The sequence below is a fragment of the Psychrobacter sp. NPDC078501 genome (genome assembly GCF_044900935.1).
GTDB lineage: Bacteria > Pseudomonadota > Gammaproteobacteria > Pseudomonadales > Moraxellaceae > Psychrobacter.
In genome coordinates this window covers 61,592-83,644 of the sequence record NZ_JBJDOS010000008.1, presented here as the reverse complement: position 1 = coordinate 83,644, position 22,053 = coordinate 61,592, and the positions used below count along the sequence as shown (strand labels likewise).

The window sequence follows — 22,053 nt, the reverse complement described above, 5'->3', positions numbered from 1 at the left end:
ACTGTACCAGCTCAAATCAGAATTATCCTGATTTACATGTTTGGATAGTTAGGACCACCGCCACCTTCTGGCGTTACCCAAGTGATGTTCTGTGAAGGGTCTTTAATATCACAGGTCTTACAATGCACACAGTTCTGAGCATTGATGACAAACTTAGCACCTTCAGCGTCTTTAACCACTTCATACACACCCGCTGGGCAGTATAAACGTGCAGGCTCAGCGTACAACGGTAAGTTGATTGAAATAGGTACCGTTGGATCAGTAAGTTTTAGATGCGTTGGCTGATCTTCTGCATGGTTGGTATTAGAGATAAATACCGACGACAATTTATCAAATACCAACTTACCATCAGGCTTAAGATAAGTTGGTTGATAAGCATGATTAGCACGCTCTAACTGATCGTAATCTGGGATATTGTCATGCAAAGTGAACGGCATTTTACCTTTCAACAAGTTGTGCTCGATAAAGGTGAAAGCGCCGCCCATGAACAGACCCATACGGTGAATCGCAGGTGAGAAGTTGCGCGACTCATAGTTATCTTGATACAACCATGACTCTTTGTACATTGTGCTATAAGCAACCACTTCATCATGCTGACGGTCAGCTTGCAGCGCCTCAAAGATAGCTTCGGCTGCGAGCATGCCTGACTTCATCGAGGTATGCGTGCCTTTGATTTTTGCTGGGTTTAAGAAACCAGCGTCATCACCTACCAACACGCCACCGGGGAATGTGAACTTCGGTAGTGAGTTTAGACCACCTTTGGTCAACGCACGGGCACCGTAAGAAATGCGTTTACCGCCTTCTAAAACGTTTTTGATAACAGGATGCGTTTTCAAGCGCTGCATTTCATCAAATGGAGACACGTAAGGGTTGTGGTAAGACAAATCGGCCACAAGACCAAAGCTTACTTGATTGTTTTCATCAAAGTATAACCACCAGCCGCCAGTAGAGCCAGTTTCAGTCAATGGCCAGCCAAGACCATGCATGACAACACCTTGCTCATGCTTTTCAGGCTCAACTTCCCATAGCTCTTTTAGACCGATACCATAATGCTGAGGATCAGAGTCTTTATCTAGATCGAAGCGGCTGATTAAGCGTTTGCCTAAATGTCCACGGCTACCTTCGGCAAAAATAGTGTATTTGGCAAGAAGCTCATAACCAGGCTCAAAACTTGGCTTGGCTTCACCATTGGCGGCCACACCCATATCACCCGTTAATACACCTCGGACCGAACCGTCGTCATTGTATAAGATGTCATCGGCAGGGAAGCCTGGGAACATCATAACTTCAAGCTCTTCTGCCTGTACGGCCAACCAACGAACGACATTACCTAGCGAGACAATATAGTTGCCATCGTTGTGCATCGGACCTGGAATCAAAGAGTCAGGCACTTTAGTTGAGCGTGTAGCAGAGTTCAAATAATAGAAACGATCTTCTGTCGCTGGCACGTTAAGCGGTGCGCCTTTTTCTTTCCAGTCAGGGATTAGCTCATTTAGAGCGCGTGGCTCGATGACTGCACCAGACAACGTATGGGCACCAAACTCAGAGCCTTTTTCGACCACACAAACCATAAACTCATCATTACCAGCTTCAATAGCGAGCTGGCGCAAACGTATGGCAGCAGAAAGACCTGCAGGTCCACCACCAACGATGATGACATCGAACTCCATTGATTCGCGTTCGACTTCAGGTTCCGCGGCAACCGGCGCTACGACTGGTTCTGCTTTATCTAGCGTTGCGGTCTCTGTCGCTATTGGTGCGTCAGCATTCACAGTATTACCATCGATAACTGGCGTTTGATTGTCTTGCTCTTGCATACCTACTCCTAAACTTTTAGTGGCTTATCTCAGGGCATCATTAGCTTAACAACTGAATAATAGACTTGCGGCGCTAACGTCACTCAGACATATGGCTGCCCGATAAAACTGTCTTTGCGGCATCAATTGACCCGTCATGGTTAATACCAATTTATCTAAGGATATCAACGCATAACGTAAGATGTGTCATCAATACAACACCCACTTGACCATTTCAATAAAAAATCGTTACTCATTATAAAAGAAAAGTCCTACAAACACGATACGCATTTATGAGTATCGATGCTAAGGTAATGTTAAGAAAATGAGGTTGTTATAACGATAAAGTTTCATCATACCTGAAACAAAAATTTATAGTAATAATAGATAAGCCAAACTTTGAATACTAAATAAAGGAATTAATAATGAATAACGATAATAACAGCACTGAAGACAGCAATGAAAGAATAGCGGAAGCCCCGATCAGTAAGACTTCTAGCCTAGATAGCTTAGATAATTTGGATGCACTAAGCCAGTATATTAAGTCTACGAAAGGCACTCGCGAAGGGCGTGCGATACCACCACTTGAAAAATGGCATCCTGAAGATATTGCTGATATGGATTTGACTATCAAGGCAAACGGAGAGTGGTGGCATGAAGGCGGGCAAATGACCCGTGAGTCATTGGTCAGCTTGTTTGCCACGATACTATGGAAAGAAGAAAATAATGGCATTACTGAGTACTTTTTGAAAACCCCTGTACAGAAAATCCGTATCCAAGTTGAAGATGCGCCGCTTCTGATAAATGATGTTGGTATTGTCCATGAAGATGATATGAGTTGGTTAGAGTTTACAACGACGACAGGAGATGTGGTTCGCTTAGACGATGAGCATTCGATTGTATTAAAGGCGTATAATTCTAATAAAAGTGATTCTAATGACAGCGACTTTAATAACAGTGACTTTAGTGAAAGCGATCAAGCGAATCAAATGAGTACAGCTGACGATGTTGCAGATTTCCAGGAATTAGCGTCTACAGAACAAGTACGCCCTTACATGATGGTTAGGAATGGATTGACTGCGCTTATCGGCCGCAATACTTTTTATCACCTGACTGAAATTGGAGTATTATCAGAAGACAATGGTAAGACGATATTAACGTTACAGAGTGGTGGCCAGTCTTATTCATTATCGATGCCTACTGATTAGGTATTATGTTTATCTATTAATTGCTGTATGCCGATGAGTGCTATAATTTTATAATGTCGCCTGATTCTATTGGTCTGAAAAATTCCTATCGTATAAAGGTAGTTGATAGATAGCTGACGTAGAGTAACGCCACACACGCAATATACATATAGCGCATTTAACTGAGTAATAAAATTGATGAAGAATATGATAATGGCATTAGCTTAAAGATGGATATCAAAAATCAGACAGTCGAAAAACTCAGACCGTGTGTCGATATATCTGTTGATCAGAGTCTCAAAGCTATGAATCTAGTAGATGTCAATAAACATGCTGGTAATACAGTTGTAAGCGATAAAAACCGTAGCGCGCCCATTGGCGTGTTTGATTCTGGTGTTGGCGGTTTGTCTGTTTATTTGCATCTAGCACAGCAGCTGCCTACTGAGCGTTATGTATATTATGCCGATACGCTAAATGTACCTTATGGCAATCGTGATAGCGAAGATATTGAAACGCTAACGCTAAAGGCAGTAGAGTGGTTACATAAGCAAGGCTGCAAGCTGATTGTTATTGCTTGCAACAGTGCCTCAGCATATGCACTAGATACCGCCCGACGCTGCTATCCACATATACCTATTGTCGGTCTTGTCCCTGCATTGAAGCCTGCGGTATTGGCCAGTAAGAGTGCTCATGTAGCGGTGCTAGCAACCAAAGCAACTTTGAATGGCACCTTACTAAATGATGTTATTATCAATTTTGCTCAACCTAATAACACAGTAGTCACTAAGTATTTTGATCCGCAATTGGTTCCTTGGGTAGAAGCAGGTATGTCAGAACAAGACGAGACAGCTGAAAGATTACGTAAACAAGTACGAATATTTGCTAATGAAGGTGTCGATCAGTTAGTGTTGGGATGTACGCATTATCCGTTTTTTAAGACATTTTTATTGGATGAGATTGCACAGCAGCAGCTATCAATACAGGTTATTGATTCTGGTCAAGCGATTGCTGAACGAGTTAGACAGCTATTGATTGCAAACAACTTATCTGCATCATTGATGAGCGAAAAACGAGAAAATCTGTCACAAAAAACCAGTAATAAAAATACCATTACTAGACCGCCATTAACTTTTCACGCCACTAAATATAGTGATAGACTATGCGCTTTAGTTGAGCGCTTACTCGGTACAGAAATGGCATTGCAATACTACTCTCACTAGTTATTATCAAAGCTAGTGATACCAATACGCTGTATGCAACGTTGACTCAGTTAAAATAAATTGAGTGCATCTTTTTAAGCTAAGAGTATGCTAGGCTGAGTAAGACAAGATTTTTGTGTTCTATTTTATATCCTATCCTTTTTATGTCACGACCTACGCTTAGAGGTAATTGTGCCGAATCGTCGCTATCATATTCATATTATATGCGCTGACAATGACCAGTTGTTGGTTCTAGACAGCTTAGCGATATTTTTTCAGGCGCGCGCATTTCTGACCTATGATGTTTCTAGTAAATTATCTAAAGCCTCTTTTTATGGCCGTCAGTGTATTGACTCTTGCGATTACGCAGTCATGATCGTTGGCGACAGCTACGGCACTGTGCAAAAAAACGGCGTTAGCCAGATGCATTTGAGTTATCTAAATGCCAAAGCGAAGCTTAAGCCGCTAATTGTTCTGGTCAAAAACCACTCTCCAGACGCTGTTATCAGCCGACAACTTCAAGAGTTTATTAAGTTAGTCACCAAGCAAGACAACCAGCTACATTACTATGATACGGAAGAAGATATTGAGCCATTGCTAGTACAGGCTCATTATAATGCCGTCGCCAATAACAAAATGGTAGGTGGCTGGATCAGAGCGAATGACGAAGAGAATACGACTAGTAAAAAGGTCGTGTATGAGAAGCCAGTCGATATATTACCTAGTACTACCGAGGTAGAGAAAGACAGTCCTGATGACGAAGATTTTATAGCGGACAGGGTTAGTGAGCCAATTGAGTTAACAGAGTTTTTTGAGATTCAATATAGTGCTCAAGCTTATGAAGGTGGCAATCTAACAGACGTAACCAGATCGCTAACACTCTCGTGGCACGAGATACTTATGACGCTCATGAGAATACCGTCTACTTTTTCAAGCTATGGCTTGCAAAATGCCATTAATCGTTTGATTACCGCTAAAGCGGAAGTAGACATCAAAAAAGAGATGCCAAACGTTCATGCTGTCTCACGCTGCCAAATCTCTCAAGCTGATATCAATAATTTGCAACGTAAGCTAGTCGGTGCAAACTGGATACAACTGATGACTTATGGCACGCGGGTATCACAAGAGCTTTGGAAGCTTACCTTCTACGCAAAAAACCTACTGCAAAATCATACCTCAAATACGAATAAACAAGACTAGTAGTTATTTGCTGGCGTGTTCAATGTTCAATAACAGCCATCTAAAACGTCCATTTTGGCATCACGACTACGTTTTGTAATACAAAGCATACGTGCAATGCTTGTGAATATTCCTCAGACCCGTAATAATGAAGTCAGTCAGTTAGCTATGTTAACAACGTTAGCTGTTTGAGAATGACAACTATAATATTAATAATTAGGGAGAGCGTACGATGAGCAATGCTAAAAATGACGAGTTAAAAAGAGAGATTGATGGTCTAGAAAAGTCTATGCATGATGCTGATCAGTTTCATACGTTAGAAGAGCAAGTAGCAGATATGAAACGCCGCGGTATAGATCCTAGCAAGGCCTACAAAGATTTAGACAGTAAAGCAGAAGATGAAGATTGGGGTGATGCGACTTGGAAAGAAAATGGTAAGTGGGAGCCAAAAACAGCTACCGATCTAGATGACAAAGCTCGCGAAAACTGGAATGGTGATAATGGTCAGCCTAAGCCACCGCCTATTGTCTAGACAGGTATTTTGAGAAGATTAGATAAGTTCTATTAATAACTATCTATAAATAAGAAAGCCACGCTATCGTTAGCGTGGCTTTTTTGATGCGTCCAAATAGCACTATTTATCTTACTACTACGAACCTTGGTCTATACGAACAAGTTTGATAGTGCCATCGGCGTCAGTAACGCGGCGATAACGTGTATTGCTAGAAGTTGATGAGCTCACTGATGGCTGAGATGAGTAGCTACTAGGAGCAGTCGTTTGCTGCTGAATTAATTGTCCCATGCGATCGGCAGGTGCAGGATTTAGGAGTTGGCTGTTTGCAGGCTGGCCGTATTGAGTTTGACTCGGCGCTGCATTACCAACGATGGCGCGATAGAACTTCTGGCCTGCGCGTCCGTCAGCTGGGAAAATACCGCGACTAGTCTGGTATTGTTGGATAGCGGTACGGGTATTGTCTCCGATGATGCCATCTACACCGCCAATGTCATAACCGGCGTTTAACAACGCTTGCTGAATGTCTTTGGCCTGCTGGCGGCTGATACCAGGATCATCTGTCGGCCACGCAGTGATAAAGTCTGTTTTGCTGCTGTCTTCGCGAGTGATTAGATCTGATAAGTGTGCGATAGCCAACGCGTAGTTTTCTGATGCGTTATAAGAGTAGAAAGTGTCGAAGTTTTTACCGACCAAGAAAGCAGGGCCTTCCATACCAGCGGGTAACAATAAGCCTGCACTGCTCAAGTCATACGGTAACGGACTGCCATTAGCCAATGTCAGACCTTGGTCACGCCAGTGGCTTATCGATTTTTTGTCTTTACGATTAGAAGCGGCCCAGAACCCATCAGGTAGTTTGACTTCATAGCCCCAAGGCTCGCCAGTACGATAGCCGCGATTGTCCAAGAAGTTTGCGGTAGAAGCGAGTGCATCAGGGACGCTATTGACCAAATCACGACGTCCATCACCATCGAAATCTACTGCCAATTCTAAAAAGGTACTCGGCATAAACTGCGTCTGCCCAAAGGCACCTGCCCATGAGCCTGTCATATCATTAGGTGCGATATCACCGTTTTGCACGATTTTTAGCGCATTGGCGTATTCACCTTGGAAGTAGCTCTGACGACGATCGAAACAAGATAAGGTCGCTAAAGACTCAAATAACGGTTTTTTACCTAACGTTTGACCAAAGTTTGATTCTACGCCCCAGACACCGAGCACGTGTTCAGCTTTTACGCCATAACGCGATTCGATTTGACGTAGAGTTGAGCCCCATTGACGCTTGGCTCGGATACCGTCCTCGACACGCTCTTTGTCTACCAATGCTGATAAGTAGTCCCAGACGTCTTTTTGAAACTCTGGCTGATAATTCAGTGACTGAATGACACTAGGATCAGGCTGACTTGGGCGATAGTTATTAAAAGTATAGCCATCAACACCGCTAAACTTGCTAGAATTTTTTAGATTGTCCAAGCACTGCTGAAACTCGCTATTGGATAAATCAGGTGCTGGCGGCTGCGCGGCTTGAGCAGTGGTAGCAAGGCTGATGCCGACAGCAACACTAAGCAGCGACAAAGTAGAAAAAGGAGTCAAACGCATGAAAATATCCTATAAACGTTAAAATAGTTATCGAAAGGCAAAAAATGATATTAACGTAGAGTAACCAATCTAAACAGTAAAGAAAAGCTGTCGCAGTACCAAGATTATAAATGGTTACGATAAATTGACGCTGCCGTGAGATTAGAAGAGGATTTCATAGAGCTGAAAATGCAAAGCGTTAAACAGTATTTCAACTCGAGGACTATTCCTTAGAAGGTAGAACCTGTTTATTTGGCTAGCACACTATCTAGTTCTTCAATAAAGCTATGAATACGCGCCGCATTTTTGCCCAAATCGCTTTGTCCAACTCGTGACTTACTGCGAATATCAACTAAGCGCTCGCTATCGTTGTCAGCCACACGAATGATCACATCATCTTTGAAACCAAACCAAGCAGTCGTCTCTGTTGCTTCAACGATACCTTTATCTGCATCAGTATTTACAAGCTCCCACCCTAAATTTTCTATGGCTTGTTTGGATGCTTCGATCAGTTCAGACTTCGATTGAGTATAGGTTAATGTCTGCAAATCAGGATAGGCCGTGCGTTGTTGTTCAGCCACTTTTGCGCCCGTATACTCTACGGGATTCGGTGCATCTGCACGTAGTGGCGCAATCGCGACAAACTCAGGCGGATTCATCAGATCGGTAGAAATATCGTGAATAGGCGGTACATTTTTGGCCGTATTCATCATGCCAAGCGGAATAGCGATTGCAGTGACAGCAAGTACGGCTGAGGCTAGTGCGCTCCCGATACTGGCTGTATTTCGTTTAAATAATAGCTGTATAGCCAACAATACCAATGCTGCGATACCAGCAAATAACCCAAATTTAAACCCCGTAAATGCAGTGCCTAACTCTACAACGCCAAACTTGTACAATGGGCCTGCCAGAGCGACTAGCAGAACAGCAATTACACTTATTAGACCGACTATCATTTTCATTCAATTTCTCCATTGCCATTTAGCGACTTGTTAAAGGTTATATGATTTTTTTATTTATTGCTCAATAGCCAAACGTGTTCTGTGACGGTGATATCAGGTGCAGAACCTATAGAAGAAGGCACGCTTGCTAGCTCACCGATTTGGTAGTGGTCGCTATAATATTGCTCTAGTTGGTCGGCATTAATAGAGAAGGGTGGTCCATTCTTTTTAAGCTGATCGTAATTTAGCGTGAGTAAAAGCTGCGGTGTTATTTCATTGTTAGCACCATTAACTTTACTGGTATCGCTACTAAGTTTCCGCACTTGCTCACTATATCTCACACGCATATCGTCTGGCAGGGCGATTAATGCCGCTTTATCATATACTGCATCAATAGAGCCAACATCTTCAAAAGTCAGTGCAAAAATATCAGCGACCCATAAAGTAATGGTTTGTCCCGACAACTGGCTTTGATAGTATCTAATCGTTGGATTGTCTGCCTGTTGATAGACAGTAGGTTCGATGTTTTGCTCAGCAAAAAACTCTTGTACGGCTGTTTCGACCAACTCAACGCCCACCACGTCATAGCCTTGCGTCGCTAGCCAAACCATATCGATAGATTTGCCACAAAGCGGAACGAAGACACGGCTACCAGCAGTTAGATTGAGACGGTTGAAATATTTAATGAATAATGGATTGACCATAGATTGATTGAATCCAATGCGACCTTCTTGCCAACGTTTGTGCCAAAACTCAGGGTTCATGCTGCCATCCTCTATTTGCAAGTTTCTATATATAAGGTTCTAATCTTTATCTGATATATCTAAGGAATAAATAATAAAAAGCCAAACACCTATAGTATAAGTGTTTGGCTGGTATCTAACATTGGGCTAAGAAACTTTTTGAATAAATAATGTCTTATTCAACTTAGCGAACCCTCATTTAACTAACCATATATTTGCTAAATTCTTTACGCAGTTTGGCAAGCTTTGGCGGTATTGCAAAGTTACAGTAAGCCTGTCCTGGGTTTCTGTTGAAGAAATCTTGGTGTGAGTCTTCTGCTTGATAGAATTCAACAGCAGGATGTACTTCCGTCACTACATTGACACCCATATCGCGTAACTTATTGATAGTACGATCAACGGTCGGTTTTTGACTGTCTTCGGTGTAAAAGACCACGCTGCGATACTGACTACCGACGTCATTGCCTTGACGATCCATTGTGGTGGGATCATGCGTGGCAAAGAAGACATCGAGTATTACCTCTAACGGAACGATAGACTCATCAAATTCGACTTTGATGACTTCGACATGGCCAGTTGTACCACTACAGACAGCTTCATAATTGGCAGAGACAGCATCGCCGCCCATGTAGCCTGAGACGACAGATTCCACACCTTTTACCGATAAAAATACAGACTCGGTGCACCAGAAGCAGCCGCCACCTAATACGATCGTTTGCATAATTTTTTCCTATTATTATAAATATGGGTTAAGCGCTATATTTGGTAGTGACGCTCTCGTTTTTCAATGCTTCTTTCAAACGTCTCATTACCCTTGGCACTATTTATTCAGCTTAGCAGGCAAGCCAGAGGCGATAAGTAACAAACAGTAATGTTATAATGGGCTTTTGCTATCTTACTCCTTTATCAACTGATAATGACAAGCAAAATTCACCAAGTAATTCTTAATTTCAGTTCTATTCTAAAAACGAGTCGCCCCATGAGCCAATCCCAGCCTGCTATCAAACATGACACCTTATTTGATAAACCGTTTACCACGCCACTGGATAAGGCCGCACGCTTTTCATTTGATGAGCAAGTGGTGGCTTGTTTCCCTGACATGATTCGCCGCAGTGTACCCGGTTATGGTCAGGTACTGGCGATGCTGCCTATATTCGCCCGTCGTCATTGTAAGTATCGCCAGCAGAGCGATAGTGGTCAGCGTGTTAGTCGTGTTTATGACTTGGGCTGCTCACTGGGTGCAGCCAGTATGACGCTAGCTGGTGAGTTCGACCCACAAGACTTGCAGATTAAAGCAATTGACATATCACCAGCGATGACGACCGAGGCGACCACGCTACTGAGTGAGAATTATCCTGAGCACGATATCGAAGTGATCACAGCAGATATCCGCGATATTGAGCTTGAGCCGTGCGATATGGTGATTCTAAACTTGACGCTACAGTTTTTGCCAGCTGCCGATAGGGTCGCAGTATTAGAGAAGATTTATGCGGCATTGAGCGAAGGCGGCATATTGGTACTGACTGAAAAAACCCATGCGTTTGATGAGCAATATGATGCGTGGTTGGTGGAGCGTTATTACGACTTCAAACGTGCCAATGGTTATACCGAGATGGAAATCAGTGGCAAGCGTAATGCACTAGAGAACGTCCTCATTACTGATACGTTAGATGAGCATCATGCACGATTGAGCGATGTTGACTTTAAACGTCATCTAACATGGTTTCAGTTTTTGAATTTCGTCTCTATTGTAGCGTTTAAATAATTCTTACCTTTAACACAGTTATTTCTTAATCAATACGGTAACCTGCTTTTATGCTCAACGACACTATCATTAACGCCGAACGCGAATTATATTTAACCTTGCTAGAGCTGGCACAGCAGCAGCCGAGCGCTTATGAATGGCTCAAGCAATTACCAACATGGCTAGGTGATATAAAAGACAAAGCTAACTATGCGCACGCGCCTGCCTACCAAGCGTCAGTTGCTCGTTTGCCAAACTTAGCTGTCAATAACGTCGATCTAAACAGCGATACATTGACGATTGAGGCAAATTTAAATGAATCTCAGCGCAAACAAACAACAGCACTATTAAAGCAGTTGATGCCGTGGCGTAAAGGCCCATTTCAAATTGGCGGTCAAATCGGCGATGATGAGTCAGGTATTAAGATTGATACCGAGTGGCATAGTGATTGGAAATGGAAACGTGTTTCGCCGCATTTAAGTAGATTAGACGGTCGCCGCGTATTGGATGTGGGCGGTGGCTCTGGTTACCACGGCTGGCGCATGGCAGGGGCTGGCGCAGATACGGTTATTATTATTGATCCGTCATGTTTGTTTTATCATCAGTTTATGGCGATTCGTCATTTCGTTGGTGCCGCAGATGCTAGTGATACAGGCCGTTACCGTACGCATTATATCCCTGTACCGCTCGAAGCGTTACCTGAGCACAGCCAACTGTTTGATACCGTGTTTAGCATGGGTGTGCTGTACCATCGCCAGTCACCGTTTGAGCATTTACAACAGCTTAAAGGACAGTTGGTCAAAGGTGGTGAGCTGGTACTTGAGACGTTGGTGATTGAAGGTGATGCCAATACTGTACTGGTGCCGCACGACCGCTACGCGCAGATGAATAACGTCTATTTCTTACCATCGGTGGCGGCATTAATTGGCTGGTTAGAGAAAGCAGGATTTTCAGATGTACGCTGTGTCGATGTGGCAGTCACCTCGACTGAGGAACAACGACAAACCGAATGGATGACCTATCATTCGTTAGCAGACTTCTTAGATCCTAATGACTCTACTAAGACCGTCGAAGGATATCCTGCTCCCATGCGCGCGACTTTGATTGCCAAAAAGTAGCATTGATGGTGGTAGCTAACATAAGGAAAGCACTATGAAGACATTGAAGACTTTTATTGTAGCTACCATCAGCTTGCTATCGCTACCTGCTATGGCAGGTTATGGAACTGTATCCGAAGGCTGGGGCTTTGTACAAGACGACTGGCAAGTGGTTTGTGATAATACGCGGACTTGTCGAGCGGCTGGTTACGCTAGTGAAGCGCTCATAGATGAGCCTGCCTCAATATTGCTCACAGCGTTGCCAAAAATAGCTCTACCAAAAACGCAAATTCAGTTTATATCAGAAGTGCCGCTAGATGAGCTTAAGCGTGCTGAGCTTTGGCTTAACAACAAAAACTATGGACTGCTGCAACCGAACAAAGAAGACAGTCTACTATACGACTTATCAGCCAAGCAGATGCAGACCCTGCTTGATCATGCTCGTATAGCGACCAAGATAGAAATTAGAGCGGGCGACAACTACTGGCAGATCAGCGATAAAGGTATGTCGGCAGTGTTGCTCAAACTAGACGATGAGCAAGGTCGGGTAGGGACGCCGATAGCATTGGTTAGTAAGAATAATTCAAATCGTCAACGTCCTAAAGCAGCTCTGCCAAAACCAATCATTCAAAAAGCATTTGCGTATTCAGCAAAAGACAACAAAACACTTGCTCCATCAAAGCTGGCGTATTTTCAGAAAAATATTAATAAATGGGTCGATATTAATGCCGAGCAGCTTATAGGGTCTAAGGACGTGATGGGCGAGTGTGAGCTAATCAACCCAAAAACTGAAACGTATCAGCGGATGTCAGAGTATGGCTCTACGATGCTTGATTGGGACTTTATACCAGTTGATGACAGCTATACGTTAGCCGCGCATACTTGCTGGCTAGGTGCTTACAATTCCAGTAACGGCTATTGGCTCATTGATAATGCAAAACCTAGCAAGCCTACGCTTATCACGACAGCAGGGAATGATTATTTTGATGGTGAGATTTCGGCCACTCATAAAGATCGAGGCATTGGTGACTGCTGGAATCGTACTACATGGACATGGAATGGTGAAACGTTTGCTAAAAGCGAAGAGTCTAGTACGGGAATGTGCCGAGGCTTTGCTGGTGGAGCGTGGGACCTACCAACGTATGTGAGTCAGGTCATAGAGAATAATGCTAAGGCTCAGTAGCTTCTTTGATTTAGAAGACTTTGATTTGAGGGGCTTTGATTCAAAAGACTTTGATTTAAATGACTGACACCTTATCAAGCGCAGCAGTCATAAGCCATATATTACATTTTTAGTTTTGCTACTCATATCCTAAGCGATATCAAAGGATAGTGATGAAAATGGCCAATTAGATTAACCATTTTTTGAACGCAACTTCCATGACTATCTTAAGAATAAAACCAACAGAACCTGCACCAAGTGCTAAGAATATCCAAAAAGTACCAGCGCGCCCAGCATCAGACTTTTTAGAGATATCCCACATAATAAAAAACAAGAAAGCGATGAATATCGGCAACAAGACGTACAGTCCCCAACTGGTGACAGTACTGGCGGCAATAGCAAACATGGCGTAATCCTATAATAGAGTAGTAACGTGTCTTCTATATTTTAGAAGAGCCGTACAAACCATTATTATAACGTGGAAGCAGTCAGGTATAAACGACTGCCCAGTACTGAGCAACAGTAACGCTACAATTCATGTTATGAGTTATTTATCAGTTTTGCATCATTGATATTAGTTAGCCCAAATCCTGATAACGGTAAGATTTTAGTGCTAATTTTGGCGCAAATGGTGCAATAAAGCGCAAAGATTGTTATATTTACAGGTTACTTATCTTTTTACATTATTCTATCCCTGCAATATCGGTCGCTATTATAATAAGCAGTTATCGATTGCTCGCATTCGCACTGTTTTTGTTGTTTATTTAATTGAGTTCAAATTCCTATGTCACAAGCCCAAATTGATACGCTTGCATCCCTATTCAACGATGCAATTCAAACCCTACAAGCAGATGGTACGCTACCAAGCGATTGGCAAAATAACAGTCAAATTACCCGTACAAAAGATTTAAGTCACGGTGATTTTGCCAGTAATATCGCATTAACGGCAGCGAAAGCGGCCAAGGCCAATCCGCGTCAACTTGCTGAAAAAATTGTCAGCGCATTACCTGACAATCAAGATATTCGCCAAGTAGAAATTGCAGGTCCAGGGTTTATCAACGTATTCTTAAACTCGGAAGCTAAGTTTTCTGTATTGGACGATATCTTTACATTGCAAAATCGCTTTGGCTTGAGTAATCAGTTTGACGGTCAAAAAGTTCAAGTTGAATTCGTTTCTGCCAATCCAACGTCAAGTCTGCACGTCGGTCACGGTCGCGGTGCTGCATTTGGCATGAGCGTTGCTAACCTGCTAGAAGCTATTGGCTATGACGTTACGCGTGAATATTATGTCAATGACGCTGGTCGTCAAATGGACATCTTAGCCACCAGTACATATCTGCGCTATCTACAGCTAAATGGTGAAGAGATAACTTTCCCAGTTAACGCCTATCAAGGTGACTATGTCAGTGACATCGCCCAGACGCTAAAAACACAGCATGGCGATAGCTACGTACATAGCTTTGCAGACGTTGCTAAAGATGTGCCAGAAGATGCTCAGTTTGAGATTAATGCTGATGGCGAAAAAACCGTTATCTCAGGTGATAAAGAAGCTCATATTGATGGCTTGATTGCCAATAGCAAATCATTGCTAGGTGACAGCTACGCGTTATTTTTAAACGCAGCCTTGAGCAGTATTTTGGCGGATATCAAAGATGACTTAAATGACTTTGGTGTGAGCTACGAGTGCTGGTTTAGCGAGAGATCTATCGATAGCGAGATTGAGCCTGTATTACAGATACTAGATGACAAAGGCTATCTATACGAAAAAGATGGCAACATCTGGTTTAAATCGACCGATTTTGGCGATGAGAAAGACCGTGTGGTACGCCGTGCCAATGGCCAGTCGACGTATTTTGCTTCTGATATCGCTTATCATAAAAACAAGTTTGATCGCGGCTTTGATAAAGTCATTAACGTTTGGGGCGCAGACCACCATGGTTATGTCCCACGCGTAAAAGCCGCTCTACTAGCCCTTGGTATCGATGCCGAACGCCTTGATGTAGTGCTTGTACAGTTTGTCGCGTTATGGCGCGGTAGTGAAAAAGTACAAATGTCTTCGCGCTCAGGTCAGTTTGTGACCTTGCGTGAGTTACGTGCAGAAGTCGGTAACGATGCTGCACGATTCTACTATGTAGCGCGTAAGCCTGAGGTGCATGTTGATTTTGACTTAGAACTTGCTAAATCACAAAGCAAAGACAATCAAGTGTATTATATTCAGTACGCTCATGCGCGCGTTTGCCGTGTGTTAGAAAAACTGGCAACTTACGATTTGACCGTAGATGATGCCGTTGGTTTGGCACATCAAGACTTGCTAAGTGCGCCAAATGAAGACGAGCTGATTAAACTGTTAGCAGGATATCCAGCGACGTTACTTCGCGCAGCGACTGGTTACGAGCCGCATGTATTGACCAATTACCTAAAAGAGCTCGCGGCATTGTTCCATGGTTGGTATGACACCAATCGTATCTTGCCAATGAGCTTGACATCAGGTGAAACACCAAGTCAGGATGAGCTAGACTTAATGCAAGCACGTTTGCGTCTGTCAAAAGCCGTTAGACAGGTATTGGCAAATGGGCTTAGTCTGCTAGGCTTGTCTGCACCGTCTAGCATGTAGTACTTTTCTAATATGTGACATGAGTATAGACAGCTGATAGCATTAATTCGATGATGATAGTTAAATTCAGTAGGGAGAACGAGATCCATGCTAGCCAAAAAACCTAAAGGCGCAACAGAAAAGCGCAAATCAAGTAGCGTATCAGGCTTATTGTGGATGTTTGTTGGGGCCGTATTGACCCTTATGATCGGGGTGTTTATCTACCTCTCACCATTATTCAATTTCAGCCCCGCTGATGGTAGTGCTGAGAACGATCCTGATCGCCAAGTACAGCCACGTGTGGATACTGATACCGACAATGGTGATTATGAGTTCTACGATATTTTGCCTAATCAAGAGATGGCAACTATCCCTGATGAAGATATCGCTGATATTGATAATGATCAAATAGGTGATATCGGTGCGTTTGAACCAGACGTCGTCGTGACTCAACCAGAGAGCGATGCAGACAGTACAGAAACGGGCAGCTTCGGTGGTTCGGAAAATGCGACTGTCGAACCTGTTGGTGCTAATAATGCTGGGTCTAATGAGGATATCGTTGTCGTTGAAGAAGATGCAACTTATGATGGTACGCCGCCTGCTACTAGTAACGCTACAACTCGCAACAATAATGCAGCAGCAGGTACGGCGAGCATCCAAGCTGCCAAACCTGCGGCGACCTACATCTTGCAGATCAATAGCTTTAGTGATGCAGATGAAGCAGATCGTCGCCGTGCGCAAGTACTGATGGCGGGTGTCGATGCTCGCGTGGTCAAAAACACGACGGGTAATGGCTTGCCAATTTATCAAGTCATCTCGCGTCCTTTGAATAACCGTCAAGCAGTAACGACGGCACAGCAGCGCCTACAGAACAATGGTATAGACTCTATTATCGTTGAACAGCGTCGCTAAATTCTGTCGTTTACAGTTATTGTATTTATTAAAAAAGCGTCGTAATGACGCTTTTTTTATCTCTTTATTTTATCAAAAGCTTTCTAGCTGTTTTATCCTATTAAACATCCATTAAGAGCATGGTTATGACCGTATCTAACTCAGTAACACCGCAAGTAGGCATCATTAAAGCGTTCTTTCAAAAATACTTTATCGATGCTTTTACTGGTATGGCTTTAGGGCTGTTTGTCACGTTGATCGCAGGTCTGATTATCTCGCAAATCGGTGGTTGGTTAGATTTGCCGGCATTGGTCGCGGTCGGGAAACTTACCTCGATATTGATGGGTGCTGGCATCGGTGTAGGTATCGCTTACTACTTAAAAGCACCAACGCTAGTGATGCTTAGCTGCCTCGTAGCAGGTATGCTTGGTGCCCATTCTGAAGCACTAATGGCAGGCACGCTCTTTACGCCGCAAGTGGGTGGGCCCGCAACTTTTGTAGCACTGCCGGGCAATCCAATCGGTGCGTATCTGACTTCTGTATTTGCTTACCGTGCTGGTACTTGGGTCGCTGGTAAGACGAAGCTAGATATTTTATTGGTGCCTTTAGTAGTGTGCGGAGTCGCGCTATTGGTCTGTGCGCTGCTCAATCCGCCTATCGTAGCAGGGGTCGCAGCTATCGGTCAGGGTATTCATGCCGCTACTGAATTACAGCCACTGCTAATGGGCATCGTCATCGCCGTAGTGGTTGGTATTTTATTGACCCTACCAACGTCGAGTGCAGCCATTTGTATTGCCATTGGGCTTGGTGGATTGGCGGGCGGGGCAGCAGTGGTAGGCTGTGCAGCGCATATGATTGGTTTTGCTGTTGCAAGTTTTAAAGACAATGGCGTTAGTGGTGTCATCTCTCAGGGTTTGGGGACCAGCATGCTGCAAATCCCTAATGTGCTCAAAAAGCCTATCGTTCTTCTCCCTGCTGTCATTACTAGCGCTATCGTTGGGCCTATCGCGACCGTTGGTTTTGGATTAGCTTGTACCGCGACAGGCGCGGGTATGGGTACCGCTGGTTTGGTCGGTGTGTTTGGGGTGATTGAGGCATCACAAGCAATTATGAGCACTGGTCAATTATGGGCAGCGATTATTCTCCTGATGTTTGTATTGCCTGCGGTGATTGCAGGGTTAGTGGCTTATATCATGCGCCGTATGGGCTGGTTAGTCGCTGGTGATATGAAGCTGCCTTAATCTTTGAGTATTGAACTGAAATATCATCACCAGTCTCAAAATTCAGTCTTACCCTTCATCAATAATGGCAACTTTCAAAAAGCCCAGCTACGACTATAGCTGGGCTTTTTATATATAAATTCATCAATTTTTCATGATACAAAATATGCTTAGAAAATATTATTCAACCGTCTTTAGCTTCTTATGACGACGTGGTTTTAGTTTGCGGGACATTTGATGGAAGTCGTTCAGCACTTGGCTATAATGTGAGGGAAATACACGTTGGATGGCATCAATCATCTTGGCATCGTTACCAATCAGGCAGCGCTGCTGATTAGTCGCTGCTGCCTGTAGGATAATCCAAGCCGCTTCATTGGCATCGAATTTTAAGAACTTATTAAAACTTCTGATGGCTTTGGGCCCGGTACTCATGCCAATATCATGGATGCTCTCATTGCCGCGCGCACTGTTGGCAATATTGGTTTTAATACCGCCCGGATGGATACAAGTCGCTGATACCCCGCAGTTCTGGATATTTAGCTCTTGGCGTAAACTCTCTGTGAAGCCGCGTACGGCAAATTTGCTAGAGTTGTAGGCTGACTGTGATGGCTGAGCGGTCAAACCAAACAGGCTTGAGATATTGATAATATGTCCATGCTCGCCAAATTGGCTCTGTTTAACGCTGTTTTTGATTAATGGTAAAAACGCCTTAGTACCGTAAACCACACCCCAAAAATTAATGCTCATTACCCATTCAAGCTCACTAATACTACTGCCTTCGACGGTAGAGTAGAGCGCAACACCTGCATTGTTAAAGATAAAATTTACTTTGCCATGATCGCTCATTACGTTATCAGCCCATGCTTCCATGGCTTTATTGTCTGATACATCGAGTACGGTCATAGTGACATTGACATCATAATTTGCAAGTAACTGTTTGGTCGCTGCCAGCTGTTCAGGATTGATATCTGATAGTGCAACATGACAGCCCATTTTTGCTAAATGAATGGCTAGCTCACGGCCCATACCAGAGCCTGCACCTGTGATGGCGGCGACATGGTTGCGATAGTAGGATGCAACATCCGAGTCATCCAACGAGGTACGGTTAGAAGAAAACGGTAAATGTTGGCGCAATGAAGTCGCCATAGCGGTCACATGGTTGAGCATAATAAACAATCCTTTGTCTTATTAATCATATGGGTTGTACGGGCTATATCTTGCGGTATATAGAAATAAAGTATAAAGGTCAAAATAGTCTATCTACATTAGCATGGTTTGCGCTGATGTCTGCTAGCGATTGATAAACGCTGCTGTCATTTCAGGACAGAAGTAATGAATGTCGCCAATTTTCAACAGGCAGGTTATCTAACAGGCAAGCTATCTAACAGACAAGTTGGTTAAATAATAGGCATAAAAAAAGCGTCTTAGCTTATTTAGCCAGACGCTTTTTAGTAGTCGGTTAATGATAACGGACTATTTAAACTAACTATAACTTAAGCAATTTTAGGTACTTTACCTTCATTGATAACATCCGCATCAACCATTACAGTTTTAGCATTTTCCATAGAAGGTAGCTCATACATAGTCTCAAGCAGGGCGTTTTCTACGATAGAACGTAGACCACGAGCACCAGTTTTACGCTCCATTGCTTTTTTGGCGATGGCATCTAGGGCTTCTTGAGTAAAGCTAATCTCAGCACCTTCCATATCGAACAAGTACTTGTACTGTTTTACCAGTGCGTTCTTAGGTTCGGTCAGGATTTGTACTAGGGCCGCTTCATCTAGCTCTTGCAGTGCCGCAAGTACTGGCAGACGACCGATTAGCTCAGGAATCAGACCAAACTTGATCAAATCTTCTGGCTCGACTTCTTGTAGCAAGTCTGAGCTGCGACGGCTGTCGTCTTTTGAGCTGACATCAGCGTTAAAGCCGATACCGCCTTTTTCAGTACGTTGCTGAATGACTTTATCAAGTCCAGCAAACGCGCCGCCAACGATGATTAGGATGTTGCTGGTATCAACTTGGATCAGCTCTTGCTGCGGGTGCTTACGACCACCGTGCGGCGGGATAGCAGCCACAGTACCTTCGATTAGCTTTAGCAACGCTTGCTGTACGCCTTCACCTGATACATCACGGGTGATAGATGGATTGTCACCTTTTTTACTGATTTTGTCGATTTCATCAATATAGATGATACCTTGCTCAGCTTTGGCTACATCATAGTCAGAAGCCTGAAGTAGCTTTTGTACGATGTTTTCAACGTCTTCACCAACATAACCAGCTTCGGTCAACGTCGTGGCATCAGCCATCGCAAAAGGCACATCTAGCAGACGAGCCAAGGTTTGCGCAAGTAATGTCTTACCAGAACCAGTTGGACCGATTAGCAAGATATTACTCTTAGCCAATTCTACCATTGCATCGTCAGCGCCGATCTTGGCTTTTTTGCTGTCGTTGGCTAGCGTCTGGCTAACTTTTAGACGTTTGTAATGGTTATAGACGGCAACAGCCAATGCTTTTTTGGCGGCGTCCTGACCGATGACATATTCATCAAGCTTGGCACGCAGCTCTTTTGGCGTTGGTAGTTTTTTATTAACCCAAGAAGTGTCTACTTCGCTATCGTCATCACCGTGCTCTGCGCTGTCTGCGATTAAGTCAGTACATAGCTCGATACATTCATTACAGATGTTGGCATCGTCAGCAGCAATCAGTTGCTGTACATCGCTTTTGGCTTTACCGCAAAACGAACACTGCGGGGTATTATCTTCTGCCATAAAAGGCGCTCCTAAAATTTAAAACTGGTTAGTTTATTTGTAGTATGTCGATTATCGTATTCATTCAATGGTCATACCTTTCAATAGGTCAGGCATGACATTGATAACGGTTTACTGTACGGCAAATAAACTATAAAAGGTCTTATGACTGCACTCTCAATGAAGAGGCATCACGTTAATGCTTAGATTACAAAGATTCAGGGCGACGCTCTAATACTTCGTCAACCAAACCATACTCTTTGGCTTCTTGTGCATCTAACCAATAATCACGCTCAACGTCTTTTTCGATTTTTTCTACTGGCTGACCAGTACGCTCAGCTAAGATACTATTTAGACGTGCACGAGTTTTAAGGATTTCACGAGCGTTGATTTCGATATCTGTTGCTTGACCCTGCGCGCCGCCTGAAGGCTGATGAATCATGACACGAGCATTAGCAAGTGAGTAGCGCTTGCCTTTTTGACCAGCGGCCAATAGGAATGAACCCATGCTGTAAGCACCGCCCATACAGATAGTAGATACTTCAGGTTTGATGAAGTTCATGGTATCAAAAATAGCCAAGCCAGCGCTTACTGAACCGCCTGGTGAGTTGATATACAAATGGATATCTTTGTCAGGGTTTTCAGCTTCTAAGAATAGTAACTGGGCGACGATAAGGTTAGCCATGTTGTCTTCGACCTGACCGGTCAAAAAGATAACGCGCTCACGTAATAGACGTGAAAAAATATCAAACGAGCGTTCACCGCGTGAGGACTGTTCAACCACCATAGGTACTAATGCCGCTTGTGTGGTCTGTACTTCTTTGTGCGCACTCATCAGCATATCAAAATGCGGGTTGGCAGTGATGCGATCATAATCTGTCATAGAAAAGTCCTATCGATAAATGTATAAAATAAAAATGGATTGAATGATTTTATTGTCTAGTAGTTTTTGACTAATGGGTTGTTTATAAGGGGGCTGCGCTCACTATTCAAGCCTATAAAACGGGTTTGTGCATAAAATAGGTGAAAAAGTGACCCTCCGATATGTCTAGGACTCATTGCTTATATTAAAACTTATACTAAAAATACGTCTAGAAGTAGATAAATACTATCTTATCTATTATCAAGTCGTACAGATATTGATAGTATCTGTATCGACAGTGTCTGTATCGATACAAATAGCGTAAATCATGTTTGACCTGACTTTTTAACATAGAATACCTGATTAATAGCCCTATAATCCACCTATCTTACTGACTAAGCCTGCAAATAGTTATGCATTTAGTATTTTTACTTATCTAATATCCTCAGAGGATATTGCGCTAACAATAACGCTAAAAAATGCACTGTTATGGACAAAATGTACTGTGTTGGTGCAAATATCTGCTGATTTTATAAATGACTGAGGCTCAAAAAACGTTTAGAAAATAGCTGGAAATATACGGTTATTTTTATCATTTAAGTT

19 protein-coding genes are annotated in these 22,053 nt (G+C 43.3%); 10 read left to right on the top strand and 9 right to left on the bottom strand.

Going from position 1 to position 22,053, the window contains the following annotated elements; genetic code table 11:
- Positions 1–32: 32 nt before the first annotated feature.
- Complete coding sequence (locus ACI2IW_RS12020; RefSeq protein WP_201549271.1) at positions 33–1,670, bottom strand: electron transfer flavoprotein-ubiquinone oxidoreductase; 1,638 nt, start codon at positions 1,668–1,670, stop codon at positions 33–35.
- A 551-nt stretch (positions 1,671–2,221) separates the two neighbouring features.
- On the opposite strand from ACI2IW_RS12020, the gene ACI2IW_RS12015 reads away from it, so the two are divergent.
- The 4 genes from ACI2IW_RS12015 to ACI2IW_RS12000 all read left to right on the top strand — a co-directional run bounded on the left by ACI2IW_RS12015 (position 2,222) and on the right by ACI2IW_RS12000 (position 5,893).
- Positions 2,222–3,004: a DUF1285 domain-containing protein gene (locus ACI2IW_RS12015; protein WP_404693787.1), complete on the top strand. Its 783-nt coding sequence runs from the start codon at positions 2,222–2,224 to the stop codon at positions 3,002–3,004.
- Positions 3,005–3,288: 284 nt separating this feature from the next.
- The gene (gene murI / locus ACI2IW_RS12010) at positions 3,289–4,203 is read left to right on the top strand and encodes a glutamate racemase (protein WP_404693796.1); all 915 of its coding nucleotides are present in this window, start codon (positions 3,289–3,291) and stop codon (positions 4,201–4,203) included.
- Positions 4,204–4,374: 171 nt separating this feature from the next.
- Entirely contained in the window at positions 4,375–5,382 is a 1,008-nt protein-coding gene (locus ACI2IW_RS12005) for a DUF4062 domain-containing protein (RefSeq protein WP_404693786.1), read from the top strand.
- A gap of 211 nt (positions 5,383–5,593) precedes the next feature.
- On the top strand, positions 5,594–5,893 hold the full coding sequence (locus ACI2IW_RS12000; RefSeq protein WP_404693785.1) for a hypothetical protein: 300 nt from the start codon (positions 5,594–5,596) through the stop codon (positions 5,891–5,893).
- A 117-nt stretch (positions 5,894–6,010) separates the two neighbouring features.
- On the opposite strand, the gene ACI2IW_RS11995 is transcribed toward ACI2IW_RS12000, so the two are convergent.
- The 4 genes from ACI2IW_RS11995 to msrA form a co-directional block, all read right to left on the bottom strand.
- Complete coding sequence (locus tag ACI2IW_RS11995) at positions 6,011–7,471, bottom strand: lytic murein transglycosylase (RefSeq protein ID WP_404693784.1); 1,461 nt, start codon at positions 7,469–7,471, stop codon at positions 6,011–6,013.
- 227 nt (positions 7,472–7,698) lie between these two features.
- Entirely contained in the window at positions 7,699–8,412 is a 714-nt protein-coding gene (locus tag ACI2IW_RS11990) for a DUF1499 domain-containing protein (RefSeq protein ID WP_404693783.1), read from the bottom strand.
- A gap of 50 nt (positions 8,413–8,462) precedes the next feature.
- Positions 8,463–9,155 (bottom strand): thiopurine S-methyltransferase, encoded by a 693-nt coding sequence (tmpT, locus tag ACI2IW_RS11985; RefSeq protein ID WP_404693782.1) that lies wholly within the window; start codon positions 9,153–9,155, stop codon positions 8,463–8,465.
- A gap of 178 nt (positions 9,156–9,333) precedes the next feature.
- Positions 9,334–9,855 carry a peptide-methionine (S)-S-oxide reductase MsrA gene (gene msrA, locus ACI2IW_RS11980; protein ID WP_404693781.1) on the bottom strand — a complete coding sequence of 174 codons (522 nt, stop codon included), beginning with the start codon at positions 9,853–9,855 and terminating at the stop codon, positions 9,334–9,336.
- Between the two features lie 258 nt (positions 9,856–10,113).
- Here msrA and cmoA point away from each other — a divergent pair, with 258 nt between their 5' ends.
- Genes cmoA through ACI2IW_RS11965 form a run of 3 tightly spaced genes read left to right on the top strand, consistent with a single transcriptional unit; the run spans position 10,114 to position 13,158 of the window.
- Entirely contained in the window at positions 10,114–10,899 is a 786-nt protein-coding gene (cmoA, locus tag ACI2IW_RS11975; protein ID WP_404693780.1) for a carboxy-S-adenosyl-L-methionine synthase CmoA, read from the top strand.
- 50 nt (positions 10,900–10,949) lie between these two features.
- A complete protein-coding gene (cmoB, locus tag ACI2IW_RS11970) occupies positions 10,950–11,996 on the top strand; it encodes a tRNA 5-methoxyuridine(34)/uridine 5-oxyacetic acid(34) synthase CmoB (RefSeq protein ID WP_404693779.1) in 1,047 nt (348 codons plus the stop codon).
- 34 nt (positions 11,997–12,030) lie between these two features.
- Positions 12,031–13,158 carry a DUF1176 domain-containing protein gene (locus tag ACI2IW_RS11965; RefSeq protein WP_404693778.1) on the top strand — a complete coding sequence of 376 codons (1,128 nt, stop codon included), beginning with the start codon at positions 12,031–12,033 and terminating at the stop codon, positions 13,156–13,158.
- A 166-nt stretch (positions 13,159–13,324) separates the two neighbouring features.
- On the opposite strand, the gene ACI2IW_RS11960 is transcribed toward ACI2IW_RS11965, so the two are convergent.
- Positions 13,325–13,543 carry a DUF2788 domain-containing protein gene (locus ACI2IW_RS11960; protein WP_057761830.1) on the bottom strand — a complete coding sequence of 73 codons (219 nt, stop codon included), beginning with the start codon at positions 13,541–13,543 and terminating at the stop codon, positions 13,325–13,327.
- A gap of 378 nt (positions 13,544–13,921) precedes the next feature.
- On the opposite strand from ACI2IW_RS11960, the gene argS reads away from it, so the two are divergent.
- The 3 genes from argS to ACI2IW_RS11945 all read left to right on the top strand — a co-directional run bounded on the left by argS (position 13,922) and on the right by ACI2IW_RS11945 (position 17,862).
- Positions 13,922–15,751 (top strand): arginine--tRNA ligase, encoded by a 1,830-nt coding sequence (gene argS, locus ACI2IW_RS11955; RefSeq protein WP_404693777.1) that lies wholly within the window; start codon positions 13,922–13,924, stop codon positions 15,749–15,751.
- Between the two features lie 87 nt (positions 15,752–15,838).
- Positions 15,839–16,642, top strand: a complete 804-nt coding sequence (locus ACI2IW_RS11950; RefSeq protein WP_404693776.1) for an SPOR domain-containing protein — start codon at positions 15,839–15,841, stop codon at positions 16,640–16,642.
- A gap of 125 nt (positions 16,643–16,767) precedes the next feature.
- Positions 16,768–17,862, top strand: coding sequence for a PTS transporter subunit IIC (locus tag ACI2IW_RS11945; protein ID WP_404693775.1), 1,095 nt, complete (start codon positions 16,768–16,770; stop codon positions 17,860–17,862).
- Positions 17,863–18,021: 159 nt separating this feature from the next.
- Here the strand turns inward: ACI2IW_RS11945 and ACI2IW_RS11940 are convergent, their stop codons facing one another.
- The 3 genes from ACI2IW_RS11940 to clpP all read right to left on the bottom strand — a co-directional run bounded on the left by ACI2IW_RS11940 (position 18,022) and on the right by clpP (position 21,423).
- A complete protein-coding gene (locus ACI2IW_RS11940) occupies positions 18,022–19,008 on the bottom strand; it encodes an SDR family NAD(P)-dependent oxidoreductase (protein WP_404693774.1) in 987 nt (328 codons plus the stop codon).
- Between the two features lie 326 nt (positions 19,009–19,334).
- Positions 19,335–20,609, bottom strand: a complete 1,275-nt coding sequence (gene clpX, locus ACI2IW_RS11935; RefSeq protein WP_057761822.1) for an ATP-dependent protease ATP-binding subunit ClpX — start codon at positions 20,607–20,609, stop codon at positions 19,335–19,337.
- Positions 20,610–20,796: 187 nt separating this feature from the next.
- Positions 20,797–21,423 (bottom strand): ATP-dependent Clp endopeptidase proteolytic subunit ClpP, encoded by a 627-nt coding sequence (gene clpP / locus ACI2IW_RS11930; protein WP_197411852.1) that lies wholly within the window; start codon positions 21,421–21,423, stop codon positions 20,797–20,799.
- Between the last annotated feature and the right edge of the window lie 630 nt (positions 21,424–22,053).

What these genes read in the sequence shown, in the direction of transcription:
- ACI2IW_RS11950 (WP_404693776.1), top strand. Translation starts at nt 15,839, where the DNA reads ATGCTAGCCAAAAAACCTAAAGGCGCAACAGAAAAGCGCAAATCAAGT.
- ACI2IW_RS12000 (WP_404693785.1), top strand. Translation starts at nt 5,594, where the DNA reads ATGAGCAATGCTAAAAATGACGAGTTAAAAAGAGAGATTGATGGTCTA.
- ACI2IW_RS11940 (WP_404693774.1), bottom strand. Translation starts at nt 19,008, where the DNA reads ATGCTCAACCATGTGACCGCTATGGCGACTTCATTGCGCCAACATTTA.
- ACI2IW_RS11995 (WP_404693784.1), bottom strand. Translation starts at nt 7,471, where the DNA reads ATGCGTTTGACTCCTTTTTCTACTTTGTCGCTGCTTAGTGTTGCTGTC.
- ACI2IW_RS11965 (WP_404693778.1), top strand. Translation starts at nt 12,031, where the DNA reads ATGAAGACATTGAAGACTTTTATTGTAGCTACCATCAGCTTGCTATCG.
- ACI2IW_RS11945 (WP_404693775.1), top strand. Translation starts at nt 16,768, where the DNA reads ATGACCGTATCTAACTCAGTAACACCGCAAGTAGGCATCATTAAAGCG.
- murI (WP_404693796.1), top strand. Translation starts at nt 3,289, where the DNA reads ATGAATCTAGTAGATGTCAATAAACATGCTGGTAATACAGTTGTAAGC.
- cmoB (WP_404693779.1), top strand. Translation starts at nt 10,950, where the DNA reads ATGCTCAACGACACTATCATTAACGCCGAACGCGAATTATATTTAACC.
- ACI2IW_RS12020 (WP_201549271.1), bottom strand. Translation starts at nt 1,670, where the DNA reads ATGGAGTTCGATGTCATCATCGTTGGTGGTGGACCTGCAGGTCTTTCT.
- tmpT (WP_404693782.1), bottom strand. Translation starts at nt 9,155, where the DNA reads ATGAACCCTGAGTTTTGGCACAAACGTTGGCAAGAAGGTCGCATTGGA.
- ACI2IW_RS11990 (WP_404693783.1), bottom strand. Translation starts at nt 8,412, where the DNA reads ATGAAAATGATAGTCGGTCTAATAAGTGTAATTGCTGTTCTGCTAGTC.
- msrA (WP_404693781.1), bottom strand. Translation starts at nt 9,855, where the DNA reads ATGCAAACGATCGTATTAGGTGGCGGCTGCTTCTGGTGCACCGAGTCT.
- ACI2IW_RS11960 (WP_057761830.1), bottom strand. Translation starts at nt 13,543, where the DNA reads ATGTTTGCTATTGCCGCCAGTACTGTCACCAGTTGGGGACTGTACGTC.
- argS (WP_404693777.1), top strand. Translation starts at nt 13,922, where the DNA reads ATGTCACAAGCCCAAATTGATACGCTTGCATCCCTATTCAACGATGCA.
- cmoA (WP_404693780.1), top strand. Translation starts at nt 10,114, where the DNA reads ATGAGCCAATCCCAGCCTGCTATCAAACATGACACCTTATTTGATAAA.
- clpX (WP_057761822.1), bottom strand. Translation starts at nt 20,609, where the DNA reads ATGGCAGAAGATAATACCCCGCAGTGTTCGTTTTGCGGTAAAGCCAAA.
- clpP (WP_197411852.1), bottom strand. Translation starts at nt 21,423, where the DNA reads ATGAGTGCGCACAAAGAAGTACAGACCACACAAGCGGCATTAGTACCT.
- ACI2IW_RS12015 (WP_404693787.1), top strand. Translation starts at nt 2,222, where the DNA reads ATGAATAACGATAATAACAGCACTGAAGACAGCAATGAAAGAATAGCG.